Annotated in this window: 11 protein-coding genes; 2 read left to right on the forward strand and 9 right to left on the reverse strand. The window is 33.8% G+C overall.

The genetic code is table 11. The features are described from left to right. Positions 1-36: 36 nt before the first annotated feature. The 8 genes from ACEN2K_RS06665 to ACEN2K_RS06700 all read right to left on the reverse strand — a co-directional run bounded on the left by ACEN2K_RS06665 (position 37) and on the right by ACEN2K_RS06700 (position 11262). Entirely contained in the window at positions 37-2028 is a 1992-nt protein-coding gene (locus ACEN2K_RS06665) for a heavy metal translocating P-type ATPase (protein ID WP_441758551.1), read from the reverse strand. Positions 2029-2151: 123 nt separating this feature from the next. Continuing rightward, a complete protein-coding gene (locus tag ACEN2K_RS06670; RefSeq protein ID WP_441758552.1) occupies positions 2152-5166 on the reverse strand; it encodes a glycoside hydrolase family 3 N-terminal domain-containing protein in 3015 nt (1004 codons plus the stop codon). Between the two features lie 19 nt (positions 5167-5185). Next, the gene (locus ACEN2K_RS06675; RefSeq protein ID WP_441758553.1) at positions 5186-5668 is read right to left on the reverse strand and encodes an ABC transporter ATPase; all 483 of its coding nucleotides are present in this window, start codon (positions 5666-5668) and stop codon (positions 5186-5188) included. 58 nt (positions 5669-5726) lie between these two features. Continuing rightward, positions 5727-6518, reverse strand: a complete 792-nt coding sequence (locus ACEN2K_RS06680) for a (Fe-S)-binding protein (RefSeq protein ID WP_441758554.1) — start codon at positions 6516-6518, stop codon at positions 5727-5729. Between the two features lie 87 nt (positions 6519-6605). Beyond that, a complete protein-coding gene (locus ACEN2K_RS06685) occupies positions 6606-7943 on the reverse strand; it encodes a 4Fe-4S dicluster domain-containing protein (protein ID WP_441758555.1) in 1338 nt (445 codons plus the stop codon). A 20-nt stretch (positions 7944-7963) separates the two neighbouring features. Next, positions 7964-8917, reverse strand: a complete 954-nt coding sequence (locus tag ACEN2K_RS06690; protein ID WP_441758556.1) for an MlaD family protein — start codon at positions 8915-8917, stop codon at positions 7964-7966. A gap of 49 nt (positions 8918-8966) precedes the next feature. Next, positions 8967-10124 carry an N-acetylmuramoyl-L-alanine amidase family protein gene (locus tag ACEN2K_RS06695; RefSeq protein ID WP_441758800.1) on the reverse strand — a complete coding sequence of 386 codons (1158 nt, stop codon included), beginning with the start codon at positions 10122-10124 and terminating at the stop codon, positions 8967-8969. Positions 10125-10203: 79 nt separating this feature from the next. Then, positions 10204-11262, reverse strand: a complete 1059-nt coding sequence (locus ACEN2K_RS06700; protein WP_441758557.1) for an N-acetylmuramoyl-L-alanine amidase family protein — start codon at positions 11260-11262, stop codon at positions 10204-10206. 79 nt (positions 11263-11341) lie between these two features. Between ACEN2K_RS06700 and ACEN2K_RS06705 the strand changes: the two genes are divergently transcribed. Then, entirely contained in the window at positions 11342-14098 is a 2757-nt protein-coding gene (locus ACEN2K_RS06705; RefSeq protein ID WP_441758558.1) for a putative LPS assembly protein LptD, read from the forward strand. A 64-nt stretch (positions 14099-14162) separates the two neighbouring features. Then, positions 14163-14543, forward strand: coding sequence for a RidA family protein (locus ACEN2K_RS06710; RefSeq protein WP_441758559.1), 381 nt, complete (start codon positions 14163-14165; stop codon positions 14541-14543). Here the strand turns inward: ACEN2K_RS06710 and ACEN2K_RS06715 are convergent. Then, the gene (locus ACEN2K_RS06715; RefSeq protein WP_441758560.1) at positions 14533-14904 is read right to left on the reverse strand and encodes a methylglyoxal synthase; all 372 of its coding nucleotides are present in this window, start codon (positions 14902-14904) and stop codon (positions 14533-14535) included. The two genes, ACEN2K_RS06710 and ACEN2K_RS06715, sit on opposite strands and share 11 nt — an antisense overlap. Positions 14905-14906: the final 2 nt, after the last annotated feature.

Raw genomic sequence — 14906 nt, forward strand, 5'->3', positions numbered from 1 at the left:
CTATTTACTCGCAATTTTAAGATTTAATTTAAGGTATTAGAATTTCATTCTTTGGATGCGCACTGCATTTAAAATCGCTAATAATGCCACTCCTACGTCTGCAAAAACGGCCTCCCACATTGTTGCTAAACCTCCAGCTCCTAAGATTAGTACAGCTGCTTTGACCACAAATGCCATAGTGATGTTTTGCCAAACTATTTTTTTAGTTTGTTTAGCAATAGTGATCGCTGTTCCTATTTTACTAGGTTTATCATCTTGAATAACGACATCTGCCGTTTCAATTGTGGCATCACTACCTAATCCTCCCATAGCAATCCCAACTGTACTTAATGCAACAACTGGTGCATCATTAACACCATCACCTACAAAAGCCACTGTTTCATTTTTAGCAATGATTTTGTTGACTTTATCCACCTTATCTTCTGGAAGTAAGCCTCCAAAAGCTGTAGCGATATTTAATTTTCTAGCCACATCTTGTACCACATTATCCTTATCACCACTTAACATAGTTATTTTTATCCCAAGAGATTTCAATTTCTTAATAGCAGTAGCTGCATCTTCTTTAATGACATCAGCAATAGTCAAGTACCCCACAAACTGATTATCATATGCGACAGCTATTAAAGTATAGACTATTGAAGCATGAGCAACTTCATACGAAATCTCAAATTTATCCATTAGCTTGAAGTTCCCTACTAGCAATTCTTTACCCTCAACAGTCCCTTTTAAACCGTGTCCAGGAATTTCCTCCACAGCACTGAGAACAATAGTTGGATCTAATTCTCCTACTTTTTCATGAATGGCAGTCGCTATCGGATGTGAACTTTTACTTTCTAAAACATTAATCATGTTCAGAATTTGGTTCTCATCAAACTTAGGGTCAAAGAAAACATCTTGAACCTTAAATACGCCTTCGGTCAGTGTACCTGTTTTATCCATAACGACATTTTGGACATTAGCCATCAGGTCAAGAAAATTACTTCCTTTAAACAAAATACCGTTTTTACTTGCAGCTCCTATTCCACCAAAATAGCCTAGCGGAATTGAAATTACCAGAGCACAAGGGCAGGATATAACTAAGAAAACGAGTGCTCGATACAACCAGTCGGCAAAAACATAATTTTCAACAAATAATAAAGGTATTAAGCAGATACCAATGGCTAAAAAAACGACAATAGGTGTATAAACATTAGCAAACTTCCTAATGAATAATTCGGTTGGGGCTTTTTTTGAAGTAGCGTCCTGAACCATTTCTAAAATTTTAGAAAGTTTGCTATCTTCATAAGCTGTGGTTACTTCCACCTTTGCAACCGTAGTACTATTTATCATTCCTGCTAGCACAGCAGCGCCTTTCTTCTTTGTTTCTGGAACACTTTCACCTGTTAAAGCTGCTGTGTTGAATGAAGCCGTGTCTGACAATAATATTCCATCTAAGCCTAATTTTTCTCCCGCTTTTAACTGAATAATAGCTCCTATTTGAACTTCAGTTGCTTTAACCGTTCTCGCTACACCATTTTCTAAAATGCTAACTTCGTCAGGACGCTGATCAAGTAAACTTTTGATATCTTTTTTAGCCCTTTGCACTGCCATTCCCTGAAATATTTCACCGACGGCGTAAAACAGCATTACAGCAACTCCTTCAGGGTATTCACCAATAGCGAATGCGCCAATAGTGGCAATACTCATTAAAAAGAATTCTGAAAAGAAGTCACCCTTGCGAGCACTTTCATATGATTCCTTTAAGACGGGAAGCCCCACTGGAATATAAGCAACTACGTACCATATAATGCGAATCCAACCTGTAAACCATAAAGGTTTCCATAAGTAATCAAATAGTAAAGCTACTAATAAGAGTCCAAAGCTTATTATTGCTGGCAGAAACAGTTTAAAAATACTTTGATCTCCTAAGTCGTGATTGTGATCGTGACCTTCATGATCGTGGCCTTCATGATTTTCTTCTGTTGGAGTATCGTTATCTATCTGACAACAGTTTATTTTTTTATGGGATGAAGCATGCTTATCAGCCATAGGATTTAGTTTTAAAAATTAAAAAAATGTTTAAATGATGCAGAGTCGTTTAGGGAACCAATCCATTTTACAACAAAATTAGAAATATCTATATTCTAAAATAATGCAAAAAGAAGTCCCTATTTACCTTACAATCGCATCATAGATAATCTCTTGTATATCTTCTCTAATATTCTCTTTAGATAATTTATTTACCCCATCATTCGGGAAGGTTCTATTAGACAAAAAAACATATACAATTTCATCTTCTGGATCAGCCCAAGCCATAGTACCAGTAAATCCAGTATGTCCAAAACTTGTCATTGAAGCACAACCACAGGTGGGCCCGCTAGTACCTAATTGGGGTTTATCAAAGCCAACACCACGTCTATTACCCTCTGCACAGAAATAACAGGTATTAAAATCTTCAAAAGTTTTCTCAGAAAAATATTGGCGATTACCATAATTTCCTTTTTGCAAATACAGTTGCATAATTTTGGCTACATCCATACTATTCGAAAAGATACCTGCATGACCTCCTACTCCACCTTCCATAGCTGCCCCCATATCATGAACATAACCTTGAATAATTTGGTGACGGAAATAGGTATCAATCTCTGTAGGCGCTATACGATTTCTATCCATTTTAAATAATGGATTGTAGGTAGTATTGTTTGCACCCAAAGGTCTGTAAAAATTTTCTTCACTCAAAACATCTAGTTTTTTACCAGTAACTCGTTCAATATATTCCTTCAAGATTATAAAGGTAAAATCACTATAACGGTATTTTTTTTGAGGTAATAATTTACTGTCAATGATTAATTTCATAATAGTATCATGATAGTCATTTCTTAAATACAAACTATCAGCAATTTTAGTTGTAAAATTATTTTCAGCTACTTTTTTATAATACTTTTCTAACGGATTACCATTCTTATCAATTGTCGCCTTATAAAAAGGTATCCAAGGTTGTAATCTTGCATAATGCGACAAAAGCTCTTTAAAATGAATGTCCTTTTTATTCGAATTTTTAAAAATAGGCAACATCGAATCTAATGGCGTTTCCATATTAATTTTCTTTTTATCGTATTCTAACATCACATTAGGTAAAGTAGATAGGATTTTAGTCAATGAAGCAACATCATAAACATTATTATTAGTCACTTTAGCGGATGAATCATAGGTCAAATTACCAAAAGATTTTTGATAAATGACCTTGCCTTTTCTAGCTACTAAAATTTGCATTCCGGGAGCCATTTTACCCGCTATCGCTTTTTGAGCTATTGCTGCTATTTTATTCAAAATTTTTGGATTCATTCCAACATTTTCAGGAGCAGTAAAACCTAAAACATTTAGCTTTTCAGTAGATAGACCAAAGTTGGTTTTAAACTCATCTGTAATAGTTACGGGTAATTTACCCTTAGCCTCAATAGCCCCAAAAACCAATTCAGCTGTTACTTCATGCGCTATATCACTGTTTTGGTACGATACTATTAAGCCTTCAATACTATTGAAATCTTGGATAGGTAATAGGGAATACGGATTAGCAAAAACACTAACAATTACTTTATTGTTTTTTGTCAAAAAATCTAGTTTGGCTAATTCAGCATTTGTGAAATTATAATTTTTCCAAGCCGCATCTGAACTGTGATACCCTACAATTACTGTTGTAAATTTATTTAACTTTAACTGCAAGCTATCTAAATTCTTATCAGCGACTTCTGTTACATTCGTATATTTTTTTAAAGTATTGATAAAACTAGTATTTCCACCATCACCAATTTTGACGTAAGCTATCTTTTGATTCTCTAAGTTTTGAATAGGGAGTATACTGTCTTTGTTTTGCAATACCGTTAATGCATTTTCATACAATTCATATTGCAAAGCGTCATTTTTAGAATCATTAAGGTCTTTAACTAAATCTTCTGTGACAATAGGTTTAAAATTTTTAAGACCGGATATGTATTTGTATTTCAAAATTTTCTTAACGGAATAAGCCAATCTTTTTGCAGAAAACAATGAATCCTGAAAGGCTTTTGTCAAAGTTTGAATAGCTAATGGTACGTTTTCAGGAAACAATAAGATATCATTACCCGCCAAAAATGCTTCTAAATCAATTTCTCCTGGCTGCTTATAATTGCTTGCTGCTTTCATATTCAAAGCATCTGTAAAAATCAGTCCTTTAAAAGCCAATTCTTTTTTTAGAATAGTAGTAACTACATTGTAGGAGATTGAAGATGGATAATTAGGTTTAGATTCTAAACTTGGGACATTTAAATGAGCAACCATTACAGAAGAAAGGCCTTCTTTAATCATTTCTTTATACGGATAGAATTCAATTTGCTCTAAACGGTCTTTGGAAAAATGTACCGTCGGTAATCCTTTATGCGAATCCGTTTCAGTATCACCATGTCCTGGAAAATGTTTTCCTGTAGCAAAAATACCCTGCTGCTGAAATCCTTTCATAAGCGCTACTGCACGTGAGGCTACATTATACTTATCTTCCCCGAAGGAGCGAAAACCTATAATTGGGTTTTTTGGATTAGTATTGATGTCCAGAACAGGAGCAAAATTAAATTGCAAACCAAGACGTTTACTTTGAGCAGCCATTTGAGTTCCCATTTTTTCAATCAGCTTCATGTCTTGAACAGCACCTAGTGTCATGTTCCATGGATAAGTATATGTTGAGTCTAACCGCATACTTAAACCCCACTCGGCATCATTACCTATGAACAATGGAATTTTAGATACTGCTTGGTACTTATTAGTCAGCTTAGCTTGACGAACCGGCCCTCCTTGAAAGAAAATCAATCCTCCCACTTTTGATTCTTGAATTAACTTTTTTACAGCGTTTTCATGAGATAAATCTTTATTAGAGTACGCAGCTACCATAAATAATTGCCCAAATTTTTCATCAAGAGACATACTATTGTAAACACTATCCACCCACATTTTACGTGCTGAATACAATTGCATAGGTTCTTGTACTCTAATATCATCTAGAGAATTATCAATACTATAATCATCCGCAACAGTAATAATAGCTGTAGGAATAGGAACAGATTTAACAATAGTCTTATCTTTTTTTTGAGTAGCACAACTGGCTATAAAAAAAAATAAGACATACAGAAATAGGATTCTAATGTCTTTATTTTTCATTAAGTATATTTTAAAGTGTTTAAAAAAAGCGACTGTGCCAGCTGTCCATTGCCGGCACTTCCCATGATTCATTAAACTCCTGTACGTTATTAATTAAATTATTAAATACGATTGTGTTAGCCGTTACTGCTTTATCTTTAACCATTTTTTTAAACTCAATTAATGGTTTATGAGCAATATGTTCGCCTAACTTAAAGGTAACATTCATCTTGTCTAGTAAATCCACATTGTACTTCTTTTCTAAACTTTGAATAAATTCTACTGAAGAATCAATAGAACATCCAGTGGCAGCCTGTACATCCTGATTAACAGCAAGTATAATAAACCTGTTGTATTTAAGCTGGTATGACGATTCTAAACTTGTACCGTGAGCGGCCCAACCATCTAAAAAAGTTTTTAAATCCAACTCTATTTCAGAAAATTCGGCATCAGAAAATTTTCTATTTGATTGGTAAATCCAAATTCTGGACTCTTCCGGTAAATCTTCAAATGGTACGTACATGATTGTTTTATTTTTGGGTCTCACTAAATGAACCCCTATCTATTAAATTATAATCTTATTATAAATCCTGAGCATTTGCAATTAGTTCAGCAATATCCATTACTTTGACATCCGCTTCTTTCTCTTTATTTTTCACACCATCAGTCATCATTGTATTACAAAACGGACAACCCGCTGCAATAATATCTGGTTGTACTTCTAAAGCATCTTCCGTTCGTAAAACGTTCACTTCTTTATCACCTGGTTCAGCATCTTTAAACATTTGCGCTCCTCCTGCTCCACAGCATAAACCATTAGCTTTGGAACGTTTCATTTCAACTAACTCGACATCTAATTTGGCAATTAAATCTCTCGGTGCTTCGTAAATTTTATTGGCACGACCTAAATAACATGGGTCATGAAAAGTAATTCTCTTTCCTTTAAATTGTCCTCCTTCAATAGTTAATCTCCCGTCATCTAACAACGATTTCAAGAACTCAGTGTGGTGTACTACTTCATATTGACCTCCTAATTCAGGATACTCATTTTTAAGCGTATTAAAACAGTGCGGACAAGCAGTAACTATTTTTTTGGCTTCATAAGCATTTAGAACTTCAATGTTCATCATTGCTTGCATTTGAAATAAAAATTCATTTCCAGCTCTTTTTGCCGGATCACCAGTACAACTTTCTTCAGTACCTAGAACTGCAAAAGGAACATTTGCTCGATTTAAGATGCGTACAAATGCCTTAGTAATTTTTTTTGCCCTATCATCAAAACTTCCTGCACAACCAACCCAAAATAAAACCTCTGGTTGTTTTCCTTGAGCTAGCATTTCTGCCATCGTTGGTACTACTAAATTTTCTGACATTTCTTATGTATTTTTTCGGTTATCTCGTTAACCGGTTATAGTAAATTTGACAATCGATTAAAAGCTAATCGTTTTGACTTTATAGCTCTAATTTTCGTTCTTCCAGTTCAATCTATCTTGTTGATTGTACTGCCATGGCGCTCCATTATTTTCAATGTTAGTCATCATAGCATTCAGTGGCATAGGTGCTGCACTTTGCTCCATAACTAAATATCGACGCATATCCATGATGATTGATAACGGACTAATATTAACTGGACATTCTTCAACGCATGCATTACAAGAGGTACAAGCCCATAACTCCTCAGGCGTTATATAATCATTTAATAGAGTCTTATTATCTGGAATAAAAATTCCTTTATTAGCGTCAATATTTTTACCTACTTCTTCTAATCTATCTCTAGTATCCATCATAATCTTACGAGGAGATAATTTTTTTCCAGTTTGATTAGCTGGACAAGAGGATGTACATCGACCACATTCAGTACAAGTATACGCATTAAGCAATTGAACCCAGTTTAAGTCTTGAACATCACTTGCTCCAAATTTACTTGGCACTTCTCCTTCAGCTGGGGCTGGTGCAGCAGCAAAAGGATCAGCATTAGGATCCATCATCATTTTTACTTCATTAGTAACCGCTTCAAGATTATCAAATTGTCCTAAAGGTTTTAAGTCGGCAAAATAAGTATTTGGGAAAGCTAATAAAATATGTAAGTGTTTAGAAAAATATAAGTAGTTCATAAAAACTAATATCCCTGCAATATGCAACCACCAAAATGTTTCTGTTAATATTAATACAGTTTCATTAGGCATGCCATTGAAGATTGGCTCAATAAACTGACTCACTGGAAATGAACCCGCTTTAATAAAATGAGAAAATCCTCCTGGTACATTTTGTAAATGAAAATCAGAAGCATTCATTAATAAAAACAATGTCATTAAAACCACTTCAAAATATAGAATATAGTTTGCATCATTCTTAGGATACCCTTTCATTTCAGGGTTCATGAATCTTTTTAAACGCAATACATTTCTTCTGATCCAAAAAATAGTCACGGCAACTAATACTAGTAAAGCCAATATTTCAAAAGAGGCAATTAAAACATTATAGGTAGTTCCCAAGAAAGCAAAAACTCTATGCGTTCCAAACAACCCATCGATAATGATCTCTAATAATTCAATGTTGATAATTACAAATCCTATATAAACAATAATATGTAAAATTCCAGCAATAGGGCGTTTTACCATTTTTGATTGCCCTAAAGCGATCATAGCCATGTTTTTCCGACGCTCGCTAGGATTATCTTTTCGATCCACTTCAATACCGAGGTTTAGATTGCGGTAGATTTTTCTAATATTATTAAAAAAATACCCAAAACCAATAATTAGCAAAATGGCAAATAATATATTGTCTAAATAACTCATAAATATGGCGGTGTTTTTTTTTATTTAATAGTGTCGTTATCAGGTCCTTTATATGGCTTGTTTTTCTTACCAAAAAGAGAAACATTAATGTACCTTGTTGGGTAAAGACGTACATCTTGTAATAACAACTCTAATTCTTTAGAAGATTTAGTCAAATTATTATAAAGAACATCATCATTAAGTAATTTACCCATAGTTCCTTTACCAGACTCAAGTTCTTTAATAATTCCATTTACCTTAGCCAATGTATTATTCAAACTCTTCACTGTTTTTCCTAAATCAGCTTTCTTTAAAGAATCTGATATGACCGCAAAATCAGTTGATATTTTACTAAAATTAGTAACCGTAGTTTTTAATTGTGCTTTGTTATCATCGAGTACGGTGTTCATACTAATTGAAGCTTTATGAAACTGCTCCATTGTAAGACTTAACTCAGCCAAACTCTTTCTTAAGTCTTCTTGTGCCTTTTTATCTAATACATTATTTAAACCCGTTACTAACTGGTCAGCATTTCCCATTAATTTATCCAGTTTTTCCTGAATAGGGCCTAGTTTTTCACTTAATGAATCTGTTAGACTTGGTTTTGTATTACCTGCTAAGAATGAACCTTCTTTAGCCAACTCATTGTCTTTTAAATTTGGGTTGATTGCAATTTGTTTTCCACCAATGAAACCAGGCTCATAAATAGTAGCTGTGCTGGATTGTGAAATAGGAAAATCAGATTTGATTTGCATTTCAACCAGTAATTTACCTGTATTTTCATTTATGGTAATAGTGTTAATTTTACCAATAACTAATCCATTTAAAGTAATGGGTGCAGATGTCGCTAATCCTTCTACCGAATCATACTGTACATATAATGTTTTATAACTATTAAAAAGGTCTCGCCCTTTTAAAAAACTGTATCCCCAAATAAATAATAATATCGATGCAATTACTAGAATTGCCGTTTTAATCTCTCTTGTTAGTTTCAAAATTTTAAGTATTTTGGACAAATTTAATATAAAATATTCAAACTTGTTATTATTTAATTGCTTCTTGAATGCTGATTTTTTTTCCGTTTTTAAACGCAATCAAAAAGGCAGAAGTATATCCTCTTGCTTTAGCTTCCTCTAATAAATTCCTAGATTCGTTATAATCAGAAGTTTCCCCGTACATGTACTTATAAACATTACCTGAATAATCAACTGATATTTTATTTAAACCCTTAAAATTTCTAGGTTGCAGATCTATTCTTCTACTGCTTGCTGAAATTTGCACTTTAAATAACACATCAGTGTCATTTACTTTCAGTATCGTTTTTTTAGATTCGACCACTACATTGTTTTTCACGGCTGTAAGGGTTTCTTTTGTCTCTTTTTCAACATTTCTTTGAGAGGGTCTTATTTCATAATTTTCGATGCTTCCATTACCGTAATACTCATTTTTATACCCTATTATGGCATCGGTAATGGCTTTGGCAATTTCGTTTTGACCTTCTTCAGAATCCAGTCTATTCCCTTCAGCTAAATTAGAGATAAATCCCATTTCTATTAAAACTCTAGGCATATAGGCTTTATGCAAAACCATAAACGGTGCTTGCTTCACTCCTCCTCCACGAATCCTTTTACCCAACTTTTCAAATTCATTCTCTACTTTACTAGCTAATGAAATACTATTATCTAAATACTCCTCTTGCATTAAAGTCATCCCAATCATGGTTTCAGGAGAGTTCGGATCAAAACCTTCGTACTTACGTTTGTAATCCTTTTCTAAAGTAATTACGGAGTTTTCCTTTTTCGCAGCTTCTAGATTGGAAGCAATTTTATTCATACCCATCACATAAGTTTCAGTACCATCTGCCGCAGTATTTCTATTGGCGTTACAGTGAATAGATACAAATATGTTGGCGTCAGCACGGTTGGCAATATTAGCTCTTTCTACTAAATCTATAAAAACATCTGTTTTTCTAGTGTAAGTAACATCCACTTTTGGATTTGCTTCTAATAATCTTCCTACTTTTAACACTACAGCTAAGGCAATGTTTTTTTCGACATGCCCGTTGTAAGTCGCTCCAAAATCGTGCGCACCATGACCTGCGTCAAGTGTAACTTTAAAGTTCGAATTTTGACCAAAAGAAAGGCTACTAATTAAAAGGGATAGAAAAAGGAATACTCTTAAAGTATTATTATCATTATTTATCAATTTCAAAATCTATTTTTTTTTACAAATTTAATTATTCTTTATAACAACATCAAAACTATTGAGCCTAGACTTGCAATTAATTGAACGAAACAACAAATGCATCTGGATACCCCATACTTCGCGCTTCTAATTCCAATTTTTGCGCTTCTGCTAAACTGGTTGTTTCACCATATAAATAGCGATATATTTGATTATCAAAGGTACTTGTAATATTAGTCAATCCATTAAAGTTTCTAGCAATTAATGGTATATTTTTAGCACTTGCTATCAGTTGTACTTTATATACAGTGCTATTTTTGTCGGTAGTAGCATTTGGCGCGGCGCTTACTATTGTTTGCGCTACATTATTAGAAGTCGATGCAATACCTAAGTACTTTTTTTTGTATTCAACAATAGCATTAGCTATTTGTAAAGCCATCTGGTCTTGACCTTCTTCTGAGTTCAAATACTCCCCCTCTTCCCTATTGGAAAGAAATCCCAATTCAATTAATACACTTGGCATGTAGACAGCATCTAAAACCCATAACGGTTGTTGTTTAATACCGCGCGAATTTCGATTTAATTTATTCGTAAAATTATCTTGAATCTCAGTAGCTAGAATAATACTATTGTTTAAATTCTCTTCTTGCAAAATTGTCAAACCAATTAATGACTCTGGCTTATTAGGATCAAAACCTTGATAAGTATCTTTAAAATTGTCCTCTAATAAAATTACCGAATTTTCCTTTTTTGCCACTTCTAGGTTAAGATCGCTTCGAGACAAACCCATTACAAAAGTTTCTGTACCATAAGGCTGGTAATTTTTCACTGAGTTACAATGTATAGAAACAAATAAATTGGCATTAGCTTTATTTGCAATTTTTGGACGATTAGCTAACTCAATAAAAACATCTGTTGTTCTGGTGTAAATCACTTTGATATCGGAAGATTTTTCCAAAAACTGACCTACCTTCAGCGCCGTTTTTAGTGCAATATCTTTTTCAGTAAAACCATGATAAGAATTCCCTGGATCTTTACCTCCATGACCCGCATCAATTATTATCGTAAAGTTTTGATCAATCTGAGAAAATACACTAGTAGTGCTAAGGAATGTAACAATCGCTATCAAAAAAAAACTATAATAATTGAATTTCATATGTTAAAGTTAATTTTATTGGAACACTAGTACTTAATTTTTTTATTTGATTATTTTTGACAAAAAATAATCTGTAAGTTTGACACTTCAAAAAACAGGCCATAATTTTACAAAAATAGCATTTATACCTTTGCAGACAAACTTATTTAATATCGTTTTAGTATCAATTTTCCTTACAATCGGATGCCAAAATCTGTATTCTCAGGAATTACCCAAAAAAACGCCCGCTATAGCTGTTAAAAAATCAGCAGACTCTACTTCAGTAGTGGTTAAGAACGCTACTAAAAACAGTGATCGTCTAAAAATTGTAAACGACACCGTTCCTAAAAAAGACAGTATCAAACCAAAAAAAGCTTTCTTAGATGGAAAGGTAAAATACAAAGCAGATCAATACGCGCGCATAGATCAAAACAAAAAATTAATTACTTTATACGACAAAGCCGAGCTTTATTATCAGGATATTGAATTGAAGGCAGGTATTATTGTAATGGATTATGAGAAAAATGAGGTATATGCGGGTCGTATAAAAGATTCTACAGGAAAATACACACAATATCCAAATTTTAAACAAGGCACAAACGAAGTTCAACCGGATTCCATCCGATTTAATTTTAAAACCCAAAAAGCATTAATCTATAATTCACGATCGGATCAAGGCGAATTTAAAATTAAAGCAGCAATTACTAAAAAAGAAAATGATTCTGTTTATTTTCTTAAAGGCGCTCGCTTCACCACCTCAAAAAACATAGACAATCCTGAGTATTACTTCCAGACCAATAAAGTAAAGTTTATTCCGGGAAAAAAAGTTGTTACTGGTTTAACAAATATGGTTATTGCTGATGTTCCTACACCTATAGCGTTACCATTTGCCTACTTCCCTATGAGTAGAGAAACAAGCATTTCTGGTATCATATTACCTAGTTATAACGATTCTAATACCAGAGGATTTTCATTGCAAAATGGAGGTTACTATTTTGCACTAAGCGATAATTACGATCTTACTGCATCGGGAGATTATTATACCAATGGTAGTTACGGATTGCGATTTGAATCCTCTTACGCTAAGCGTTACCGATTTAGAGGTAATGTGAATTTTAGATATGAAAATTTAATTACTAGTGAAAGAGGTTATCCCGATTATTCAAAACAGAAGATTTACAACATCCAGTGGTCACATTCTCGAGATTCAAAAGCCAATCCTAATTCTAGTTTTTCAGCCTCTGTCAACTTAGGAAGTAGTAAGTATTTTAAACAGTCTATCAATCAAGCTAACGTAGGTTCAAATTTGAATAATACGTTGAGTTCATCTATTTCGTATTCAAAAACATTTAATACTATTCCTCAAGTCCGCATGTCTTTGTCTGCAACCCATTCGCAAAATACGCAAACAGAAGTAATTAATATGACACTTCCTACATTACAATTAAGTGTTGATCGCATTTATCCTTTTGTAGGTAAAGACGGAGTTAAAAAAGGCTTTTTTAAGAATATTAATTTACAATACAATTTAAATGGTCGCAATACCATTACCACAACTGATTCTTTATTCTTTAAACCGCAAATGTTTAGAGATGCGCAATTAGGTGTGCAACATAGTATTCCATTAAGCACTAATTTTAAAGTGTTTAAATATTTTAGCGCGAGTACATCTTTAAACTATGAAGAAGTTTGGTACGCAAAAACAATTAGTCGCAGTTATGATGATGATCAAAGCGCAGTAGTGGATAAAGTAGTTAATGGTTTTGATGCTTACCGCACTTATTCATTTTCTTCTAGCTTAGGAACTACCATTTACGGTACATTTAATTTTGGAGAGGATAAAAAAATCAAGTCTATTAGACATGTAATGAGACCTTCGCTTTCTTACGGTTATACACCTAGTTTTGACAAATACTACGACACCTATGCGACAGATGCTTCTGGAACCATAAATAAGCAATACACACGGTTTGAAGGAGGAATTTTCGGTGCACCAGGCTTGAGTAATTCAAATATCTTAGGGTTCGACTTAAGCAATACTTTTGAAGCTAAAGTAACTGACAAAGACAGTACAAAAGTAGAAGCAAAAAAAATAATGCTTTTAAACAACTTAAACTTATCTACAAGCTACAACCTTGATGCTGATGGAAAAAATACACTTGCCTGGTCACCTGTAAGAGTTAGTGGTGGAACACAGTTATTAGATAATAAAATGAACGTCAATTTTGGCGCGACTTTAGATCCTTATGCGATTGACAACACAGGAAACCGAATTAATACTTATAACATTAATAACGGTGGTAGTTTGTTTCGAATGACTAGTGCTAATATGACTTTAAACTATTCGATATCGAGTTCTGAAAAAGATAAAAACAAAAAAGACAGAAACGAGCAAACCGCTAGAAATGGTGGTCGTGAGGATGATCTATTTGGAACGAATACCGTTCAAAACAATAGTACTGTTAGTCAATTTGACGGAAGCGAAGAAGAAGGAGAAGACAAAATATCTGAATTTTTCAGCTCTAAATTGCCTTGGGACATGACATTCGCCTATTCTCTTACCTACGGTAATAACAATAGAGAAAAAGAAATTATAGGAAACTCTATAATGATTTCGGCAAATGCTGATTTAACACCAAAATGGAAAGCTGGAATATCTACAGGATATGATTTTGTACAAAATGGTGTAACCTATACGCAATTGCGTTTTGAGAGGGATTTATTGAGCTGGAGAATGGATTTTAACTGGACTCCTTTTGGAAATAATGCTAACTGGGGATTCTTCATCGGAATCAAATCTGGGGTGCTTAGCGATATTAAATGGGATAAAAGAAGCACTAATATTGGTAATCGTTAATACAGACCCGAAACAGCCTGAAACAACTACCACATAGCTTGAACCAATTAAAATAAAAAATGTTATGAAAAAAATACTTTTTACAGACAAAGCGCCTGCTCCTATAGGCCCATACAATCAAGCGGTTTTGAAAGGGGACACATTATACACCTCTGGTCAAATTGCTATTAACCCCACAACAGGAGAGCTTGTGACAAGCACAATAGAAGCAGAGACCGAACAAGTGATGCAAAACATGAAAGCTGTATTGGATGCTGCAGGAATGACATTTGAACATGTAGTTAAAGCTACCATCTTCATAATGGACATGAATGATTTCGCTAGAATAAACGCAGTTTACGGAACTTATTTTAATGAAAAAACCGCTCCAGCTCGTGAAACGGTTCAAGTGGCTTGTTTGCCAAAAAATGTAAATGTTGAAATCTCTATGATTGCTATTTTATAGCTATAGAATTTAACAACAATTGAGCAGTTGCTTCGTTTGTCGCTATAGGCACATTGTGTACATCACATACGCGAAGCAACATGTTTATATCTACCTCATGGGCATGACTTGCTAATGGATCTTTGAAGAACAACACCATTTTAGTCTTTCCTTCGGCAACTCTTGCTGCAATTTGAGCATCACCCCCCATGGGACCTGATAACATCTTTTTCACCTTAAATCCAGCATTTTCTGCTTTACTTCCAGTAGTTCCTGTAGCAATAATTTTTATCCTATCATGTTGTAGCATTTGGATATTTTTGTTCAAAAATTGAACCATATCTACTTTCTTACCATCATGTGCTATAACTGCAATTTCCATAG

It is taken from the genome of Flavobacterium sp. W21_SRS_FM3 (assembly GCF_052113625.1).
In the GTDB taxonomy this organism is placed as follows: Bacteria; Bacteroidota; Bacteroidia; order Flavobacteriales; family Flavobacteriaceae; genus Flavobacterium.